Annotated in this window: 15 protein-coding genes and 1 tRNA gene; 5 read left to right on the top strand and 11 right to left on the bottom strand. The window is 45.3% G+C overall.

Going from position 1 to position 20,125, the window contains the following annotated elements; translation table 11 throughout:
• The 4 genes from aroA to Q0668_RS13480 form a co-directional block, all read left to right on the top strand.
• The coding region (gene aroA, locus Q0668_RS13495; protein ID WP_298865527.1) for a 3-phosphoshikimate 1-carboxyvinyltransferase at positions 1-1,215 on the top strand (1,215 nt) is incomplete at its 5' end.
• A complete protein-coding gene (gene rsmB, locus Q0668_RS13490) occupies positions 1,197-2,630 on the top strand; it encodes a 16S rRNA (cytosine(967)-C(5))-methyltransferase RsmB (RefSeq protein ID WP_298865525.1) in 1,434 nt (477 codons plus the stop codon). The genes aroA and rsmB, both read left to right, overlap by 19 nt.
• Positions 2,631-2,848: 218 nt before the next feature.
• Complete coding sequence (locus Q0668_RS13485; protein WP_298865523.1) at positions 2,849-4,174, top strand: DNA-directed RNA polymerase subunit alpha C-terminal domain-containing protein; 1,326 nt, start codon at positions 2,849-2,851, stop codon at positions 4,172-4,174.
• 141 nt (positions 4,175-4,315) lie between these two features.
• Positions 4,316-4,386: transfer RNA gene (locus Q0668_RS13480), tRNA-Gln, on the top strand.
• An 88-nt stretch (positions 4,387-4,474) separates the two neighbouring features.
• On the opposite strand, the gene argS is transcribed toward Q0668_RS13480, so the two are convergent.
• The 9 genes from argS to Q0668_RS13435 all read right to left on the bottom strand — a co-directional run bounded on the left by argS (position 4,475) and on the right by Q0668_RS13435 (position 14,684).
• Complete coding sequence (gene argS, locus Q0668_RS13475; RefSeq protein WP_298865521.1) at positions 4,475-6,445, bottom strand: arginine--tRNA ligase; 1,971 nt, start codon at positions 6,443-6,445, stop codon at positions 4,475-4,477.
• 117 nt (positions 6,446-6,562) lie between these two features.
• Positions 6,563-6,907, bottom strand: coding sequence for a ribosome silencing factor (gene rsfS / locus Q0668_RS13470; RefSeq protein WP_298865529.1), 345 nt, complete (start codon positions 6,905-6,907; stop codon positions 6,563-6,565).
• Positions 6,908-7,002: 95 nt separating this feature from the next.
• Positions 7,003-9,615: a sodium-translocating pyrophosphatase gene (locus Q0668_RS13465; protein ID WP_298865519.1), complete on the bottom strand. Its 2,613-nt coding sequence runs from the start codon at positions 9,613-9,615 to the stop codon at positions 7,003-7,005.
• 287 nt (positions 9,616-9,902) lie between these two features.
• Positions 9,903-10,319, bottom strand: coding sequence for a Minf_1886 family protein (locus tag Q0668_RS13460; RefSeq protein ID WP_298865517.1), 417 nt, complete (start codon positions 10,317-10,319; stop codon positions 9,903-9,905).
• 195 nt (positions 10,320-10,514) lie between these two features.
• Positions 10,515-11,366 (bottom strand): regulatory iron-sulfur-containing complex subunit RicT, encoded by an 852-nt coding sequence (ricT, locus tag Q0668_RS13455; protein ID WP_298865515.1) that lies wholly within the window; start codon positions 11,364-11,366, stop codon positions 10,515-10,517.
• A gap of 193 nt (positions 11,367-11,559) precedes the next feature.
• On the bottom strand, positions 11,560-12,615 hold the full coding sequence (holB, locus tag Q0668_RS13450; RefSeq protein WP_298865513.1) for a DNA polymerase III subunit delta': 1,056 nt from the start codon (positions 12,613-12,615) through the stop codon (positions 11,560-11,562).
• A 235-nt stretch (positions 12,616-12,850) separates the two neighbouring features.
• Positions 12,851-13,102 carry a biotin/lipoyl-containing protein gene (locus Q0668_RS13445; RefSeq protein WP_298865512.1) on the bottom strand — a complete coding sequence of 84 codons (252 nt, stop codon included), beginning with the start codon at positions 13,100-13,102 and terminating at the stop codon, positions 12,851-12,853.
• Entirely contained in the window at positions 13,103-14,002 is a 900-nt protein-coding gene (gene lipA / locus Q0668_RS13440) for a lipoyl synthase (RefSeq protein ID WP_298865510.1), read from the bottom strand. It lies immediately after the preceding gene.
• Complete coding sequence (locus tag Q0668_RS13435; RefSeq protein ID WP_298865508.1) at positions 13,989-14,684, bottom strand: hypothetical protein; 696 nt, start codon at positions 14,682-14,684, stop codon at positions 13,989-13,991. The genes lipA and Q0668_RS13435 overlap by 14 nt, the downstream gene beginning before the upstream one ends.
• A 567-nt stretch (positions 14,685-15,251) precedes the next feature.
• Between Q0668_RS13435 and Q0668_RS13430 the strand changes: the two genes are divergently transcribed.
• Positions 15,252-17,387, top strand: a complete 2,136-nt coding sequence (locus Q0668_RS13430) for a CARDB domain-containing protein (RefSeq protein WP_298865506.1) — start codon at positions 15,252-15,254, stop codon at positions 17,385-17,387.
• A 136-nt stretch (positions 17,388-17,523) separates the two neighbouring features.
• Here Q0668_RS13430 and Q0668_RS13425 read toward each other — a convergent pair whose 3' ends face one another.
• Positions 17,524-19,047 carry a trypsin-like peptidase domain-containing protein gene (locus Q0668_RS13425; RefSeq protein WP_298865503.1) on the bottom strand — a complete coding sequence of 508 codons (1,524 nt, stop codon included), beginning with the start codon at positions 19,045-19,047 and terminating at the stop codon, positions 17,524-17,526.
• Positions 19,048-19,338: 291 nt separating this feature from the next.
• Positions 19,339-19,791, bottom strand: coding sequence for a TraR/DksA family transcriptional regulator (locus Q0668_RS13420; protein WP_298865502.1), 453 nt, complete (start codon positions 19,789-19,791; stop codon positions 19,339-19,341).
• Positions 19,792-20,125 lie beyond the last annotated feature (334 nt).

Below are 20,125 nucleotides of genomic sequence, written 5' to 3'. Positions count from 1 at the left end.
AGTATTACCAATCGTGCCTTAATCGTAGCGGCACTCGCAGACGGAACGACACAGCTTTCGGGAGTACTCGATTGTCTGGATACTCAGGTGATGATCCAAAGCTTGAATCGTCTGGGAGTCAAAGTGAAACATGATGCTTCAAAATGCACTGCGGAAGTGAAGGGGTGTGGAGGGAGAATTCCACAAACATCGGCCTCGCTCTGGTTGGAAAACAGTGGAACGAGTATCCGGTTTTTGACGGCACTTTGTGCAACCGGAGAAGGTAAATTTATTTTAGACGGCAATCCCCGGATGCGTGAACGCCCGATTCAGGATCTGGTTGAAGCGTTGAAACTTCTGGGGGTTGATGTTGCCTGCGAAAATGCGACGGGTTGCCCGCCCGTTCGCGTGAATGCTAAAGGATTGTCAGGGGGGGAAACTTCAATATCAGGCAATGTTTCCAGTCAATATTTAAGCGCCTTGCTGATGATTGCTCCTGCTGCACAAAAGCCCGTTACAATTACGATTCTTGACGAAATGGTTTCAAAGCCTTATTTGGAAATTACCTTGGGAGTCATGGCACAATTCGGCGTGACCATCGATCGCACAAAACCTTCCGTCTGGAAGATCCAGCCCCAAACTTATCAGCGATCAGCGGTTTATGAGATTGAGCCCGATGCTTCTGCAGCCAGTTATTTTTTAGCTGCAGCCGCGATAACGGGAGGGCGTGTTACCGTTGAAGGATTAAATCAGGATGCGTTGCAGGGGGATATCAATTTTATTCGCGTCCTCGAAGACATGGGATGCCAGATTGAACGCGGCCGCAATAGTATCACCGTCGAGGGAGGTCCTCTGAAAGGCATCGATGTAGATATGAATGATATCAGTGATACCGCCCAGACGTTGGCCGCTGTTGCTGTGTTTGCAGAGGGGCCGACTTGTATCAGAAACGTAGGACATATTCGCCATAAGGAAACAGACCGTATTGCAGCGGTTGCCACGGAATTGAAGCGAATGGGGATCCAAGTTGAAGAGACTGAAGATTCTATCACGATCTATCCTGGCGAAATCCAACCGGCAACCATCGAAACTTACGATGACCATCGAATGGCCATGAGTTTTGCACTGATTGGTTTGAAAGTTCCCGGAATCGTAATTAATGACCCGGATTGTACGATTAAAACGTACCCGCATTTCTTTACCGACCTGGAAAAGTTGTGTGGTCAGACATCGTGAAAAATAACCATATCTGGAAACAAAATACGACTTCATCCAGCTCTGATGAGTTATTATTGCCTCAATATTTCCGTTCTGCGCGAGAACTAGCCTTTTTTCTAATCGAAGAATACCGCTGTCAGGATCAGTTTGTCAGTGATTCTCTTCAACATTGGGACCGCCGTATTGATCTTTCTCCACAGGATCGGCGGCTGGCAATGGAAATCAGCATTGGTGTAATTCGAAGGCAATTGACTTTGGATACACTCATCGAAAGTCAGTTAAGTCGCCCGCGGGAAAAAGTGGAGGCCCCTTTGTGGACACTCCTGCAGATCGGTGTTTATCAACTGGTGATTCTCGACCAAATTCCCGATCATGCGGCTGTATCAGAGACTGTTGAACTTGCAAGTAAACTCGATAGAGTCCGCTGGAAAAAAATCGTCAATGGTATTTTACGTTCCATCGGCAGGCTTCAGACGGATGAGATCGCAACGACACCGCAGGCCAATGCGATTCCCTTAAGTCACAATCGTTTTCGTTGTTTTACAAAAAATTTGTTGGATGATCCTGAAACAAATCTGGCTGGTTATCTTTCACAGGGATATAGTTTCCCCCTCGCGCTGATTTCTGACTGGCTCGCTCAGTACGGTTTAGAACAGACTCAGCAGATCGCGCAGTGGATGAATCAACGTAGTCCGCTTTTTTTACGTGTCAATGAATTGAAAACAAGCCGTGATGTACTGCTGAAAGAACTGGAAGAAGCGGGGATTCAAGTAAGTTTGGGAAACGAACCTCAGTCCATCAGGCTGGATGAATTCGTTCCCCTGGAATCACTGGTTGGTTTCGATTCCGGTCAATTTACCATCCAGGATGAATCCGCCATCGCTGCCGGAAATTTGCTTGATCCACAACCCGATGATACCGTTTTAGACCTGTGTGCCGCTCCCGGAACGAAAACGACACATCTTGCAGAACTGATGCAGAATCGGGGTACGCTCGTTGCCACAGATGTCAGTGAAGATCGGCTCTTCAAAATCGAACAGAATGCATCGCGGCTAGGATTGAGTATGATTATACCCTCAAAGGTCCGGCTACGCGAAACGGAACTTCCGGAAGCCCCCTTTGATGCTATTTTAGTTGATGTCCCCTGTTCCAATTCCGGTGTACTCGGTAAACGTCCCGAAGCACGCTGGAGAATCGATGATACTGCAATCAGCGAACTGAATGAAATTCAGCGCTACTTGATTCAACTCGCCCTGGATCATCTGAAACCGGAGGGAAAACTGGTTTATTCAACCTGTTCTTTCGATCGCAGGGAAAATGAAGAGTTGCTACAGAGCGTGCTTCCGCAGTACCCCGGTCGAAAAATTATCAGAGAAAATCAGCATTTACCCGGAAATCCCGGCGATGGTGGATATCAGGCGTTGATTCAGTAGCAGACCCCATGCCTGTTCATTAGAATACTTTCTGGGATGATGTTGCACCATAAAGTACGTAGCCACAACGAGAAAACCGGCTAAACATGCCTTGATGGTTGCCGTTTGTCTAAACAGAGAGTAAGATTCGAGTCTATAAGAATTAGCAATAGTTTTTCGTTAATTATTAGCTATTGTCTGCTTTCATTTGCGCGCTAGCTGCAACAAAGGAAAATAGTGTGAGTGTCGACGAATTATTTGACGTGAATAAAGTATTAAAAAGCTCTGATGGCGTGGGATACTCTGATGTAGAACAGTTATCAGAAATTGTTTGTTCTGATCAGGTTTCTGAACTTCGCAGTGAAGTACAGACTCTCGTCAACGAGATCTCAGAAGGTCAGACTTCAGCGGCTCTGAATCCGAGAGCGGGCATCGCCTTGCATTTGTTAGGCCAGCATAACGACGCAGTTCTGCAGCTTGAAAAAGTGAATGATAATGCAACTGCCAGCTTTTATCATGCCGTTTCTCTAATGGCATTGAAGCGTTACACAGAAGCAGATGCTCAGTTAGAAGCAGCAGCAAAACTGGGTTATGATTCCATTGAGTGTTCACTCAGAAGAGCCGAGACCCTGCGTCTGGTAGGTAAGCTCGATGAAGCTGAAGCGATCCTTTCATCCATTGCGAAGGACGCAGCAGGTCGTGCTGAGTATTCTTTTCAGATGGGATGTATCCGCTCTGACCGTGGTGATTTATACGGAGCGATTGAATACTTCGAACGGGCCGTCGACATGGATCCACGGCACTCTCGTGCTATTTTCCGACTGGCGGGCGAAAATGCCTCGCGTGGAAATGATGAAGATGCGATTCGGCTTTATGAACAGTCTCTTTCCAGTCCTCCCTTTTATCTGGGAGCGATTCTGAATCTAGGCTTGCTCTACGAGGATATGGAAAACTATCCAGCCGCTGCGTTTTGTTTCCGACGTATTCTGGAAGCAGATCCACTGAATGAAATGGCTGCGATGTATTTGAAAGACATCGAAGCCGCTGACAACATGTATTACGATGAAGAGACTGCTCGCAACGAAGCTCGTATGAAACAGTTACTGGATCGACCAGTCACCGACTTCGAGCTTTCCGTTCGCAGCCGAAATTGTCTACACGCGATGGACATCCATACGCTAGGCGATCTAACGCGAGTCAGCGAAAACGATCTTCTGGCAGGCAAGAATTTTGGCCAGACCTCGCTCGACGAAATCCGCGAAATGCTGACTTCCTTTGGCCTGCATATTGGCCAGAACCTGCATGAAGCTTTGGGTCAAGAAGGTGGCTATGCTGCCTTACCACCTGAATTGGCTGATAACCCGGTTACTGAGAAACCAATTTCAGATCTGGGGCTTTCCGTACGATCTCGGAAATGTATGTCTCGGCTTGGAATCGGAACCATGGGTGAACTACTTCGCCGCAGTCCAGATGAGTTGCTTGCCAGCCGTAACTTCGGTGTGACATCACTCAATGAAATCCGGGAAAAACTCGGTGAAATGAGCCTCAAGTTGCGTAACGATTAGTGAATCCAAAAGATGCTGGAATTCTCTAAAGAGAACTCTTGCCAGATCTTGAGGGATTCAATAAACTCCGTTCGCCGGGTTCATCATTAGCGAAATGGTGAACCCGAGCTGAGCTACTGTGTCTGAAATCAGGAAACACATTACCCGGTAGTGTAATGGTAGCACAGCAGATTTTGATTCTGCTAGTCAAGGTTCGAGCCCTTGCCGGGTAATATTCAATAAAAAACGCATTCCGATCTGGAATGCGTTTTTTTACGTAATCGTGAGTTGTAATGTGGAAGAGTCTCTAGTGATTCCATACTACATTCTTTCGCAGGTGCGGATTCCCAGTAATGATAAACCATGCTCAATCACACTCGCCGTTAAATCACACAGCAACAAGCGGCTCGTCTTAACTTCCTTATCTTCTGCCTTGAGTACTTGACAATTTTCATCGTTATAAAATGTGCTGAATAAATTTGCTAACTCGAACAGATAGTTCGTCAAATAATTGGGCCGTGCTTCGATAGCCACGCTTTCAAGAGTTTCAGAGTATCGATTGATCTGTAGTGCCAATGCTCGTTCACTTTCCTCAGTAAGCTGAAGTAGGGACTGTTCGGTTCGTAGAGCTTCTCGATCAATATTTCCTTTACGGAATATTCCACATACGCGAGCATATGCATACTGCATGTAAGTCGCGGTGTCACCACGATTCGCCAACATTTTATCCCAGTCAAATACATAATCGCTGTCACGGTTATGTTTTAAGTCGGCATATTTGATTCCACCCAGTCCGACAGATTCTGCTATCTGTTGACGTTCTGTTTCGTTCAGTTCCGGTCCATCACGTTTGGCTTCATCATTTTTTGTGACAATCGTATAGGCTCTTTGGATTGATTCATCCAGCAGGCTTTCCAGGCCAACGGTGTCGCCGGATCTTGTTTTGTAGGGACGTTTATTTTTTCCCAGAATCGTTCCAAAGCTGACATGTTGTAATTCGAGATCGGTAAATCCCCATTGTTTCACCGTTGCGAATAATAATTGAAAATGTTCGCTTTGTCGTGAATCCACGACGTACAGGATGCGATCTGCGTTGAGTTCTTCAACCCGATATTTGATTGTAGCAAGGTCTGTGGTGGCGTATGTAAAGGCACCATCCTGCTTTTGTACAATGGAAGGTGCTTTTAATCCTTCGGCAAATACGCAGATTGCGCCCTGGCTCTCTTGAGCCAATCCTTTTTGTTTGAGATCAGCTACCACATCTGCCAACATAGGTTGGTAATAACTTTCGCCTAAAGTTAAATCAAAATGAATATCGAGTCGATCATATACGACCTGAATGGCATCCAGGCATTCTGGTAGGAACTGCTTCCAGAGTTCGAGGTTTTCTGCATCACCGGCATGAAGTTTAGCGGTTTCGTCGCGTGCCAGACGGGCAATCTCCGGAAAAGCGATCGCTTTGCTGTTAAGATCTTCATTTTGTTCCAGCTCGACTAACTTTTCCTGCATCGATGTCAGTTCTGACTTACGTTCGCCGATATCCGATTTTAATTTCTTGAGTTGTTTCTGAGCCTTCTTGTCTGATTGATCGATTGTCTCTTCCAGCGTTTTTAGTTTGTCTTCCAGTTGCTCAATTTCATTCTGAAGAGTCGGGACTGTATTCTTATTTGCGTGGTAATCGGACAGTTGGTTTACCAGCCGATAAAGACGTGCCAGTTCCGTTACGGAGCTTTGCTGAAAGGCCTCTTCGTCGAGAAAATGTTTATACCCGAAGATGATCATCCCAAATTGCGTTCCCCAATCGCCGATGTGATTATCGCCGACCACAGCATGTCCGAGGAATTTCAGAACGCGATAATTGGCATCACCAATCACCGAGCTTCTTAAATGTCCCACATGCATTGGTTTCGCGACATTGGGGGCCGAGAAGTCAACAATGACTTTTTGTGGGCTCTCTGTCACTGAGACACCCAATCGTTCATCAGCGACTAATTGCTGCGTGAGTCCTTCCAGCCAATCCTGTTTTAATTTGATATTGATAAAACCGGGACCTGCGACTTCAAGCGGTTCACAGAAATCAGACAGGTCTACTTTGTCGGCAATTTGAACTGCGAGGTCGCGTGGTTTGACTCCCTCCAGTTTCGCTGCCAGGGGCATTGCGAAATTCGCCTGATAGTCACCAAATTTGGCATCCTGAGAGGCTTTCAGCATTTCAATCACAGAGGATGGATCATCAGTCCATTCTGCTAAAACGGGTTCAAATCGAATTCTAAGTGCATCGAGAATATTCATATCACATTTCCAACAGGGAGGCTCTGATCTCTCTCTTGATAGAAAGAGATGCTGGTATAGGATTTGATGCTTAGAATATACGATGGACGCTGAGAATCATAGAAACAGGAATTCCTGTTATTCAGAATCAGATTTATCAGCTTTGGAAGACTGCCAATCTACTTTTTTGGCATCTGCCCAGAGTCGTTCCAGATCGTATTGCTGGCGGGCTTCTTCGGTAAAAATATGCAGAACAATGTCCCCATAGTCCCCTAGAATCCATTCACTGTCTTTACCTTCAATATTGCGCCGGTGTGATCCATCGCGTTTCATTAAAATGCGAACCTCATCGGCGGTCGCACGGCTTTGCCTCTGGTTGGCTGCAGTCGAGATAATAAAATAGTCAAACAAAGGTGTAATATCGCACACATCAAGTACGACGATATCTTTGCCTTTGAAATTATCACAGACTTGAGCACACAGGCAGGCACGTTCTAAGCTGGAAGCACTTTCAATTGATTCAGATGGTTGAGTAGATTCAGTATCGATTTTCGTGACCTTTAGCCCGTTTCAATTGCTTAAAATAACTCTAATGCGTATTGAATAATAAACCCGGCCATGACAACAGAAACCATACTCATCAGTTTGATCAAAATGTTCAAGCTGGGACCACTGGTGTCTTTGAACGGATCACCAACGGTATCGCCTACTACTGTGGCTTTGTGCGCGTCAGTTCCTTTGCCGCCATGAGCACCAGCTTCAATGTACTTTTTCGCATTGTCCCAGGCACCACCGGCATTAGCCATCATAATGGCAACTGCAAACCCACTCGTCAAGGCACCAACCAGTAAGCCAACCACTCCAGGTACACCCAATAAGAGGCCTACAACGATCGGAGAAAGTAATCCGAGCATTGCGGGCAGGATCATTTCCCGCTGTGCTGCAGCAGTACTGATCTCGACACAAGCTGCATAATCGGGTTCGGCTTCATTCTCCATAATGCCTGCTATTTCACGGAATTGGCGGCGCACTTCATCTACCATCGCCCCAGCGGCACGCCCTACTGCTTTCATGGTCATTGCACAAAAGACAAATGCGACCATCACTCCAAAGAAGACCCCAACCAGAACCTTGGGGTTCAATAGAGAAAAATTATAAAAACGGGAGAAATCAGGGACTGTCGCAGTTTTGACATCAACGATTTCGCCTCTTTCTAATAATTCAGTAATATTCAGCCCCTTAATAATCGAGCCGACTTCTGCACTCTTGATCTTTTCTCGACCCGGAGTCACCTGTGATAGATTCAATGCGGGAAATAATAAAAATCCCTGATTGTTATGGTCTGATTTTTCGCCGTCTTTAGTATTGGTTCGCAGAGCAACACAGTTTGTACTCAACTTTAATGCTGTCGCATCTGTCATATCATCTGAGACAAATTCGACAATGGCAGAATGTTCGACCCAACGTTCGAATCCAACGCGAACTTCTTCGACGTAAGCGGCCAATAAAGCCAAAGCCGTCAATGCAGCAGAGCCAATCGCAAATCCTTTACCTGTAGCAGCAGTTGTATTTCCAAGACTGTCCAGTGCATCGGTTCTCTGACGCACATAGGGTTCCTGGCCACTCATTTCTGCATTTCCGCCAGCATTATCTGCGATAGGTCCATAAGCGTCAGTCGCCAGGGTAACACCCAGGGTACTCAGCATACCGACTGCGGCAATCGCAACACCATACAGGCCCATGGCAAAGATCTGAGCGTTTGCAAAATCAAATCCCGTACACAGTCCAAAGGAGAAAAGAATGGCAAACCCGATAACGACAATCGGTACCCAGACACTGTAAAATCCTTCGGCAATTCCAGCGATGATGACAGTTGCAGGACCCGTTGAGGACTGGTCTGCAATAAATCGCGTCGGTTTGAATTCGTCGCTGGTAGAATATTCCGTCCATTTTCCGATTAACCATCCGGAGACCAGACCACAAACGATTGCGCCAAATACACCAAATAAGGGTGTGCCAACCATGAGTGGGGAATCAGTGGGAATTCCAGATGACTGAGAAGGAATGACCAGCATGATCCAGACCAGGCCAAATGCGGCAATCATCACGCCAATCGCGCTAGTGTCAATTCCCTTTGATAGTGCTTTCAACAAGTTCTTTTGTGTTGCGTCATCTCGAGTCTTTACCATGAAGATCCCGGTCACGGAAAGAAAGATTCCAACCGCTGCCAGACACATGGGAAGTAACAGGCACATCATCTGCATTTTTGGATAACCGTGGTAAGCGGCAACGCCGAGAGCACCACTTGCCAGAATCGAACCACAGTAAGACTCATACAGGTCGGCCCCCATACCGGCGACATCGCCGACATTATCGCCGACGTTATCTGCGATCGTAGCTGGGTTGCGGGGATCATCTTCAGGAATACCTGCTTCGACTTTACCGACCAGGTCGGCACCCACATCAGCGGCTTTCGTAAAGATGCCACCACCCACACGTGCAAACAATGCCTGACTACTCGCTCCCATACCAAAGCAGAGCATCGTAACAGTGATATCAGCCAATGGCATTTCTACCACCCAGTGTAAAACGCCAAACCAGAGACAGATATCGAGAAGACCCAGGCCGACTACGACCAATCCCATGACCGCGCCACTTCGAAAAGCAACTTGTAAACCGCTGTTTAAGGAGTCTTTGGCTGCGTGAGCAGTTCGTGCGCTGGCGAGAGTTGCAGTTCGCATCCCGAACCAGCCCGCTAATGCAGAAAAGAAACCACCAGTTAAAAATGCAAAGGGGACCCATTCTGATTGTGTCTTCAATCCGAATGCCATGAAGGCCAATAAGGCACACACGACCGCAAAAAAGATAGTAACGACTTTAAATTGACGATCCAGGTAAGCGCGAGCACCTTCTCGAACATGCTCTGCGATCTTTTTCATCTTTGCGTCGCCTTCGCTTTGATTCACCATCCAACAGTAGAAACGAAAGGCTGTAAATAAAGCGAAGATAGCGCCGGTAATTGCAACGAGCCAACTGATGAGGACAGTCTCGTTATCAGCACTAGGAATTTCACCTGCAGAGACTTCTGCTGCGAGTAAAGATGCTGAACAGAAGAGCGTTGAGCAAGTCAAGGTGAGGAGTGCTGTGAGAAGCCGAACGGGAGAGAAGCGTGCGCGAAAATGAAATCTCATCCTTAGAGTTAACCCCATTTAAAATTAGCCGATGTAAATCTTGTTGTAAAACCACAAAACCTCAATCGATTTTGGGCGACGGGTATCAAGCAATTTTGAATACTCAAAAAATAGAGGTAAAATTCAAGCATTAATCTCTAAACGGGGAGTGTAGCAGGTGGGATTTAGATTGCAATAACACCAACTTAACAAAGTTGGGTAAATACAAAACTTGAAAGCGGAGGGCAAGAGCAGGGCAATCTGAGCCAGAATCGCCGGATGAACGTGATAAATAGTCTATTGCGAGATCAAGCCTGATCTGCCGTACTGCGGTTGAAAACCTGGCTGGTATCAATGACATAATTTAAGTCGAAAACCTGTTCAAAATCATAGAGATCGACAAAGTCTTCGAGGCGGTCATTATCTGTTTTTCGCATTCTACCATGTTCGATCATCTCAAAGACCATTTTTCCGAAGTCTTTGGTTGATTCCACACCCCATACTTTAAAGACGGTTGTGGTCATTAAACCGAATTGTTTGAGAGCAAGAGCGCGTACTCCATCCAGAAGTTCCTGACCTGAAACATGAGCTTCTTCCTGGTCGTTCTCATTCACCACAGTCCGCGAATAGATTTCCTGCGCCTGCTGTAATGCTTCAAAAACAAAGTCATACGCATTGGGATGAAATTGTAGCTTTGGTTGAGAAAGATTAGTGGTAGAGGTCATTTTTTTACCCATATCTTCTGAAATCTTTAAAAAACAAGATCTTTTTAAAGAGAGTTAGCTCTAGTGTTTCGACCTGATCGCCTCCGGTCAAGACTTTCTTGCCAGATAACATTATAGATATTTAAAATTATTGAGGGGCTCTTCGGAAAAATAGGTTATTTCAGGCCCGGTTTTCCCTGATTGACCCATTGATGGTCATTCACTTGCAGGAGGTTCTGTTTTTTTCTTTTTGATCACTTCCAGAATGTCTTTTCTATGGACAATTGTTTTACGAGAATCCTGATAAATCACCTGGACACATTCTGACAAAATTTCCTGGTTCATTACTCTTGCTTCTCCCTCTTTGGTTACGACAGTCGAACCAACGGGAGGCAGGTCCTTCTTATAGCTTTTGTAAGTGTCATATTCATAGCGCAGACAACATTTGAGTCTCCCACATCGGCCCGAAAGTTTATTCGGATCGAGAGACGTTTTTTGTAACTTGGCCATCTTCATGGAAACAGGGGGCATTTCTGTTAGATGAGTTCCACAGCAAACCGGTTTGCCGCAATCACCATAATCTGCCAGGAGCTTTGCTTCATCACGAACTCCGATCTGACGCATTTCAATGCGCGACCGATATTTTCGTGCCAAAGACTTCACTAATTCCCGAAAGTCGACGCGTTTCTCGGCGAGATAATAAAAGATCACCCGCTCGCCACCAAAAATATGTTCGACGTCGACTAACTGCATTTGCAGTTTATGCTCATCGACCAGTTCCTGACATCCTAGAAATTCATTTCGCTCTTCATGACGACCCTTATCACGTTGCCGATAATCATCATCTGTAACCGGCCGAATAATTCGTCCTGCTGAACCGGTCTCGTTCATGAAAGAACGAGCTTGTTCTGTTGCCGGTGATAAGACTTCACCCCATTCCTGCCCCCGTTCACTTTTGATAATCACAGCAGCGTTGCGAGTTAATGCCGGACCGCCTTTCCAACTGAACTCTCCAAGAGATCGCGTGGACCCATAGCGAACAATATATCCAGAAACTTCGTTATTCATATATTATAAATTCATAAAAATTGATTGATTGAGGCAGCCTTCGTGGAATAAAAATAATCAACATGAAAATTACAGTGACTGCCCAAGCTAATTATTATAGCGAGTCTGCGCCAGTCAATCTTTACCAATTCCCAGAGAATACAGTATTTTTGAAAAGCAGTAGAATTCACAATTCCAGACAAAAGATGTGGTGTTATTTCATCAGTATACCTTTGAGGTCTGCACTCAAGCTTTCGATACACAATGAGATTGTCGCGTTTTTAGCGATTTCTTCTTCCGTCTGAATCATACGATCAAGAAGATTCCCGATTTTTTCGATCCGATCTTCCGTTTCTCCCGAAAAACCAGCAACAAACTGTCTGAGTTCTTCAGAGCTGATACCCGGATTGTATCCTGATGCAGATTGTAATGCCTGATGATAAAAATCAGCACAGAATTTGATAATCCAATTCGCTGTTTTACGCTGTGCTGCCGTATTTCCCCCAATATCATCAATGGCCTGTATGACGACTTGAGCAAAAACTTGAGGAAGAAAAGGCTTTTTACCAAGATGTTCTGTGATGCTGACACGCAGCGCTTTCAAATTATCATCCAGTAGCTGACTGGCTGTTTTTAACGATCCTTCCGCGAAACGTGCTATTTGAAACGCCTGATCTTCAGATTCAACCAGCTCTTGCTGCAGTAATAATTCTGCTACATTTTCTTCTGATAAACGACCAAATCGGATGGTTTGACAGCGGGAACGTATCGTTGGAAGAATGACATCCAGTTCACTTGCGATCAAGATCATTAAATAGTTGGCAGTAGGTTCCTCGAGAGTCTTGAGCAAGGCATTTGCAGATTCAGCATTCATTTTATCTGCATCATCGATGATCGCCACTCGACGATTTCCCAGCATGGGACGCAGCGACATTTCATAACAAACTCCCTCACGTCCTCGATTTTCGTCTCTTCCAATAATCAAGCTTAAAGGTAAAATCGCTTTGTCTGGAGGGCATTCGATGGAGATCAAGTCCGGATGCGTACCCGCGGCCATTTGTTTGCATGAATCGCACTCATGGCAACAACTCAATTGATCGGCGGCAGTTTGCTGGCAAAATAAACACTGAGCAAGATACGAGGCAATCCGTTTTTTCCCAATACCTGCATCTCCCGCAAACAATAAAGCATGAGGCATGCGACCTCGTGACAATGCGCGATTCAGCATTTCAAGAATTGATTGATGACCTTTTATTTGATCCGTTGTCATTCGTCATCCATATGTATATTCAATAAAAAATAGAGTCTAGATAGTGTTTATTTAATCGTTTTGAGGATCATTCTCAGGAAAGTCACCTTTAACCGGATCGGTATTAACCGCGGCTGATCCCTTGCGGCTTATCTTGTTTTTGGTCATTAGCCGAATGGCGTTAGCCACGGTTCCTCCCAGGTTGTAAAGAATGATTGGAAATAAGAAACACTACCTGGCGCTTAAACGAGTTATATCATGAGTCTATCTGTTCTGGTTCAATCCATCCCAAGACATTTCCTTCCCGGACTTTTGTGCCAGGTTGACATTCATAAGAGGCGATTGTTCCCGAACAGGAAGATTCGACGTCAAATATTATACCCGGCATCAGCAATTCAACCACGCGATCTCCAGCGATTACCTGTTCCCCCACTCGAGCCAGCCATAAACTTACGGTCAAATCCTGATTCGGGCAGCCCATCGGAGGAACGACGATTGGCGTGGTCATTCAGGAATCATTCCCTAGTACAGCCGCCATTTCGCCCGCATTATAGCTTGATCTTACAAAGGGGCCGCTAGCGACTAGTTTGAATCCCAAGGTCCGGACCTGATCTCCAATCTCATCAAATTCTTCAGGAGGGAGAAATCGCTCTACCGGTAAATTTTCAGGCGCTGGTTGTAAATACTGCCCAATGGTAATCATATCGCAACCTGCCGCCCGCAGATCGGCACAGACTTCCAGAACCTCTTCTCTAGTTTCACCAAGCCCGAGCATGATTCCACTTTTCGTGACGATCGAAGGATCCGTTTCCTTGACCTGAATCAACAGATCCAGGGTTCTCTGATAGACTGCGTTGCGACGAACCCGATGATACAGCCGAGGGACTGTTTCCGTATTATGGTTAAATACATCAGGGTGCGCTTCGATCACACGCTGGATAGCCTTACGGTCGCCTCGGAAATCGGGAGTCAATACTTCAATGTCAGCCCCCGTGCGTTCGCGCACGGCCAGAATACAATTATAAAAATGTTCTGCTCCACCATCTGGTAAATCATCTCGTGTGACAGAAGTGATCACCACATGTTTCAGTCCCAACCGAGCTGCCGCTTCCGCAACACGTTCTGGTTCATCTATCTGAACTGTTTCCGTTTTGCCTTTGGGGATAGAACAAAATCCACAAGGTCGGGTGCAGACATTTCCCAGAATCATTAGAGTTGCCGTTTTGTGTGACCAGCATTCGGTTCGATTCGGGCACTTGGCACTTTCGCATACAGTGACCAGATTCAAATCTTCGATGACATTACTTGTAAAAGACATCCCCGGTTTGGGTAGCGGTCTTTTAAGCCATTTTGGAAGTCGCTGTCGGTGCGCCGGTTGAGGATCTGACAATATATTAAGTGTGGACATAAGCCTGATTCTTCACTTTATGTAGTAAGGGGTGTTGCGTAAAAATATGTGTCTGCTGATATCCAAATTGTGAAACAAGCTGCCTCATGAGACTCTCGCGAACAGCACTCATACTGGCTTCGCGCGTTAGCGTTGCTGACAGCGATGTGAGACGGTGATCGTTCTGGTTGGAATCAATCAAACGTAATAACTTCATGTCTGGCGAAACGTTAATATACATCCCATAGTAAGAAATCCATGATTTGATCGCAGCCCCCAGGAAGGAAAACTGCCCACAACGACTGAAAATACCCGAAGAACCAGGTTGGGCATGAGCCACAACTCCCTGTTCCTTTGCCATCTTGATGACCGCTTGTGACAGACCGGTTTGATAGTCAGGAATTCCCAGACCGATTCGTTTCAGAGGAATGACAGGATAGACGGCCAGTTGTCCTGGTGCGTGAAATAAGGCACCACCACCACGGTTAATCCAACGTACTTCAATCTGACCGGCCTTGAGATCCTGTTCAGAACCCATTAACTGCTTGAGACTTCCTTCCCGTCCTATAGTCACGATGGGTGGGTGTTCACAGATAAAAAGGACCGCTTGATCTGATTCCTTTCTATGCATTTCTTGTAGCGTACGTTCCTGTAGCAGCAGCAATGAGTCGAATTCGACGCATCCCAGCATGTAAATCTGCATAGAACGATTTTGTTTTTGAGGGATGTGAAATCTTTGAGTAGGCACATTCATGACGATTCAGGAAATCGAACGATTTGATTCCTTTAAAAAGGCTCCTGCTTGAAACAACACATTCATTTTCGAGGCTTCCAGTCAGGAGTCAATCATCAGGAACCAATATTTATTGTTCCAAAACCGGGTGGAACAATACCGGTACAAAAGGAACCCAGTTTAGATCGTGTCAATCGGCCCGACAAGATGATTTTACGAAGACTACGCACTGGAACGGCCGCATAATACCCTGTTTTATAAGGACTTATGGTTTGATTGCAGTTTTGACACAAGGGAGAACTAAGAAATCGTCATAATCGGAAAATCTTGTAATCTCCCTTTATTTTCAAAAATCAGTATATCTCATTCAATTATTGGAATCGTTACACCCGATAAAGAGAAATGGATAAAAGTCACAAACCCGTTTCGTGACTGTTCCGAATCCATCTACCCATTCTCACGAATCTCGTCATGTCTATCCAAATCAAAAATCAAATCCTGTCCAGCAGAATATTCCAATCGGTAAGGAGAAGCAAAATGCGACGCGGAAAAATGATGCTCGCGATATTTTCAACTATGGTAATGAGTGCGAGTATCGCAACCGCCGATGATCGCATTTTCGATTCGAAGTCCCCCTTCGATGCGATTCCCCCTTCAAAGGCGAAAAATCAGTTTTTCTCCGGTCAGAATGAGGAAACGGGATCTCCTGGAATTAGTAAGACAGGAAGCATCACGATTTCACAGCCCAAAAAGACTTCTGCTGTGAAAAGGCAATCATCTCAATACAAACCAACCGACAAAGCCAAGCTTTCACAGGTTCCCAATTACTATAAGGAACTGTTCGGGCAAGAGCGTCCTTATCGTCGGCTGGAAACCAAAACGAAAACAGCTGAAAGCAAACGATCATCGTTACAACAAGTTGGTCACTCTGCACCTGCCAATACTCAAAATAAATATCGATTTGAAGAGTTCTCTTCCGATCAATCTGGTAAGAAAAAAATTGTGCATGCAGAATTTCAGCAGGGCAATCAACAAAGTTCCAAAGGGAAAATTCAGCAGGTCAGTGCCGCTCAAGCAAAGAAGCAGCAATTTCGCTTGCCAACAGAATTCAGCCAGCCAGCTCCTCGTTCATCCAATGTGGCAATTCCACGAATTCCGGATCAAAAGCGAGTCGAAAATAAACATCACTTAACTTTCGGGAATACTCAAAAGAACGCGAAGCAAAGCCAGCCCTCGGGAGTGACAATCTCAGCATCTCCCAAAAATCGTAGCAATAAGAATATTGCGTCAAAACAAATTGGTGCTTCTTCCAAAGTATCGGAATCAAAAGTTACTCACAAATGGATTAAGAAAAGTGAGATTAACGTAGGTCAAGAGTGCCAGTTCGAACTGGAAATCAAGAATGAAGGTAAGCAGTCTGCCAAAGATGTGAAGGTAGAAGCATTCTTTCCTGTCTCTGTTAGACTGACAAATGCAGTTCCCAGTCCGAATTCCAGTCGCGATCATTTGGAATGGAAATTCGATGTATTAAAAGCAGGCGAAACAAAAACGATTCAGGTTTCCCTGATACCCAGTCAGCGCGGTTCAATCGCAGCGACAGCAAACGTACGATTTTCGAACTCGTTGTCAGAATCATTTATGGTAGCGGAACCTCTGCTGCAAGTTGCAGTCAAGGGGCCTACGAATGTTATGATTGGTGAACCTGCTTCTCAGTCTGTGACGATTTCGAATCCGGGTACAGGAACATTGCACAATGTTGTACTGGAAGCAGAAATTCCTAAAGGTTTAGAGCATGTGACTGCTGAATATCTACAGATGCAGGTCGGTTCTCTTAACCCCGGTGAAACACGTACAATTCGTCTGGCATTAGCTGCCGTCCTGGGTGGCGAACAAGTTGTGAATGTTCGGGCAAAAGCAGAAGGTGGCCTGACTCAAGCGACACAAGCACGTGTGAATGTGATTGCACCTAAAGTGCAGGTCGCCATTGACGGTCCCGGACTTCGCTATAAAGGTAGAAGTGCGAAATACGTCATTACAACGATCAATGATGGAGCTGCTGCCACTAACAACGTCAGAATCTTACACAAAATTCCCAAAGGGTTTGAATTTGTGAAAGCAGATCATGGCGGACAGTTTAATCCTGAAGATTCAACAATCAGCTGGTTCCTCGGACGAATGGAACCCGGCCAGTCTGCTAATGTAAATCTGGACTTGAAAACCAAGACTATTGGAAACTATGTCCATCATGTTCGGGCCATCTCAGAGCATAATGTAAAATCAGATGCTCAGCTGCAAACTCGAATTGAAGGCACAGCACAACTCGTTCTGGATATTTCAGATTTAGATGATCCAGTCGAAATTGGTACCGAAACGGGATACAAAATTGTGGTCAAAAATGATGGTAGTAAGTCTGCCGCAAACGTTTCGATTTCTTGTGAGTTGCCACCAGGAGTGCATTTGATCTCGGCAACCGGTCCAACTCAGCATATTGCAGAGAATGGAGTGGTCGTCTTCAAATCACTGGGAGATCTGGCACCCGGAGATTCAGTCAGCTACCAGGTGATCGTACAAGGTACGGTTGAAGGGAACCATCGCTTCAGAGCACGTCTCGCCAGCGATTCGATCCGCGACCCACTTCTGTTTGAAGAATTGACTCGCTTCTATCGAGACTAATCAGAATCACTTAGAGAAATTCAAAAACGAAGCCAGGTCAGAATAACTATCTGACCTGGCTTTTTTTATGGGGTCTAAATTTTTATTGAGGCATGAATTTCATTTCAGAACGAAACCATAATCTTTCTCACGGTTATTAATTCATCTGCCAGATCAATAATTGATGATGTGGCTTTCCTTTGTTTCCATTGGAAATTTTCAGAACCAGAGATTTGAGGGTCTTATTCTTTTGCAATACTTGCTGGAATTCATTCAGGTTTCGTACGGGTGTACCAGCCACTTCTTCGATGACATCATATAAATCAATGACTCCATAGAGAGAACTGTTCTCATCTACATTCATTACAAGCAGTCCCGATTGAGACGTTTCGAATCCCAACTGCATTGCCAGCTCCTCATTCATGGTAGCCAGCTGTAATCCAGCAAGCACATCCTTGTCTGTCTTCTCTTTAAAACGCTGAAAGCTCATCGGTTCCGCAGAGGTCCCCAATCGCCTTGAAGATTGTTGAGATTCTTTCTGCTTTCGTTCCAGTTCGTCAAGGATTCTACGATTTGCCAATTCCACCATTACGTTCACTTTGCGGCCATTGCGTAGCATTACCACGCTGACTCTTTTGTCGATGGGAGTCAGGCTTACCAGATTGATCAAATGATTCTGATCGAGAACATCGATGCCACCAAAGCTCAGGACGATGTCATCATATTTCAAATTGGCACGAGATGCGGGAGTATTCGAAATGACCTTTACAATGCGGGCACCACGTACGCGGTCCATCTTCAACCGGGTTGCGGTTCCGATGCTGAATTCGGGATCGAGCTGCACACCAAGATATGCCCGATAGACCTGGCCATATTTGACAAGCTGATTGAATACATGACGAACCAGTTTGCTGGGGATACTAAATCCGATGCCATCATTACCACCACTGTTGGAAGCGATGGCGGTATTGATGCCGATGATTTTTCCTTCAAGATCTATTAAAGGACCACCACTGTTTCCCGGATTGATGGCAGCATCTGTTTGTAAAAAATTCTGATTGAGAACTTCCGAACCACTTCCTAACTGGAGCGAACGACGTCCTTTGGCGCTGATGATTCCTAAAGTGACTGATTCACTTAATCCAAAGGGACTTCCCATCGCTAGAACCATGTGTCCGATATCGAGTTTGTCACTATCACCCCATTCCGCGGCAGTCACATCGGTTACATCAATTTTTAAGATTGCTAAGTCAGTATCCTTATCCTCCCACTTGCGTTTTGGATGTATCTCACGACCATCATGCAATTGAATGGAAATCGATTTACCATTGGAATCCCGAACCACGTGTCGATTCGTAACGACATACAATCCAGAATTTCCTTCGCCTCGCACGATGACGCCGGATCCCGTTTCTTCTACCGCTCCACGTGGTGTTTGTCTCTCGCATTGAATATGTACCACACTGGGTGTTGCTACTTTTGCGATTTTAGCAAGATGTTTACTTCCTTCATGCAGAGATGAAAAAGGTAAGTGGGCAGTATTCTGGATTCTTGATTTTCCCTGCGAAGGGATTTTTGCTTCCAGTTGTTTTGAATTCAATGGAGATTCGATAAAAGAATTCCATAGAGAAGCAGAAGCAATCAGTGCCAGCACTACTGCAAGTGTGTAACGGTTTTTCATATTGCAAATCTCTCAGCGTGACTCAGGACCATTTTTGCATTTCAGCTATTCCTAGCTACGGCAAAATGAGGCATTCCTTCGCCAACTGCCAGACGATTTGATTACGGGAAACCAACATTCAGGCAACTGCCGATAATGTGGTTTTCTGTAATACGGTTGAAGGTCACGAGATTGATTGAAGCGGTCTCTTCACAAATGAAAACTGGTATGAGCGAAAAGGAATTTGTGGAGAGAGGTATCAACTCAATCAGGTTGGACGGACCCTCTTTCGCTTATTATCGGATGGAAGGATTATTTATCCAAATCTAAATCGTGGATTCTGACATCCTGATCCTTAAGCCGCCCTTCAAATTCGTAGGCGTTCTCCCAATCGCTATGAACGTCCTGACTGGATAAGCCCAATGATTCGCGCTGTTGCGCACAATCGACGCAAAACATCGTATAGGGAACCGCTTTAAGCCTTGCAATCGGAATGTTTTTATTGCAATTTTCGCAATGACCATATCGACCTTCCTGGATCAGAGAGATCGCGCGACGAATTTGCAATAACTCGTTATATTCTATCTCAGCCAAATGCGATTCCAGACCTTGCCGGGTTTCGCGAATTGCTGCATCGCCGCTGTCTTCCACAGTGGCGCGGCTGGCTGAAGAACCTTCGGAGCTATCAGTTACAAGTTTTTTGAGCTCGTCTCTTCTATTCAAAAGCTGCTTGTGCAACCCGATTATTGCGTCTTTTCGTACCACGTCCTATTCCCCTCATAAAGTTCAAATTCAGCAAGAAAACTCAATCGCCGATTTTCCCAAAGCATAGCTCCTAAACAGGCTCAAGATAGGAGAAACATTCCAGAATGATACTGGGTTTTCAACAAAACCCCTCCGTGAGTATTATTCACTACGATAGATAAATGTCGAGAGTTGGAAACTTTCTAATTGATTATTTAATTCACAAACTCAAATAAATAAATAACTTAGGGTTATCTAATTTTCTCTCGACTCTTCATATTTTGCGATCATTCACTCTCAAAAGGGAAAATGTCTCTCAATTGGCGGTGTATGAGATTTGTATAACAACTGTACA

The sequence above is a fragment of the uncultured Gimesia sp. genome (assembly GCF_937910335.1).
Classification (GTDB): Bacteria; Planctomycetota; Planctomycetia; order Planctomycetales; family Planctomycetaceae; genus Gimesia.
Note: the sequence above shows the minus strand (reverse complement) of the source record. Positions and strands in the feature narration are given on the sequence as shown.

Coding starts and splice junctions, on each gene's coding strand:
- argS (WP_298865521.1), bottom strand. CDS start 6,445: ATGAATATTCTCGATGCACTTAGAATTCGATTTGAACCCGTTTTAGCA.
- Q0668_RS13465 (WP_298865519.1), bottom strand. CDS start 9,615: ATGAGATTTCATTTTCGCGCACGCTTCTCTCCCGTTCGGCTTCTCACA.
- Q0668_RS13460 (WP_298865517.1), bottom strand. CDS start 10,319: ATGACCTCTACCACTAATCTTTCTCAACCAAAGCTACAATTTCATCCC.
- ricT (WP_298865515.1), bottom strand. CDS start 11,366: ATGAATAACGAAGTTTCTGGATATATTGTTCGCTATGGGTCCACGCGA.
- holB (WP_298865513.1), bottom strand. CDS start 12,615: ATGACAACGGATCAAATAAAAGGTCATCAATCAATTCTTGAAATGCTG.
- Q0668_RS13445 (WP_298865512.1), bottom strand. CDS start 13,102: ATGACCACGCCAATCGTCGTTCCTCCGATGGGCTGCCCGAATCAGGAT.
- lipA (WP_298865510.1), bottom strand. CDS start 14,002: ATGTCCACACTTAATATATTGTCAGATCCTCAACCGGCGCACCGACAG.
- Q0668_RS13435 (WP_298865508.1), bottom strand. CDS start 14,684: ATGCAGATTTACATGCTGGGATGCGTCGAATTCGACTCATTGCTGCTG.
- Q0668_RS13430 (WP_298865506.1), top strand. CDS start 15,252: ATGCGACGCGGAAAAATGATGCTCGCGATATTTTCAACTATGGTAATG.
- Q0668_RS13425 (WP_298865503.1), bottom strand. CDS start 19,047: ATGAAAAACCGTTACACACTTGCAGTAGTGCTGGCACTGATTGCTTCT.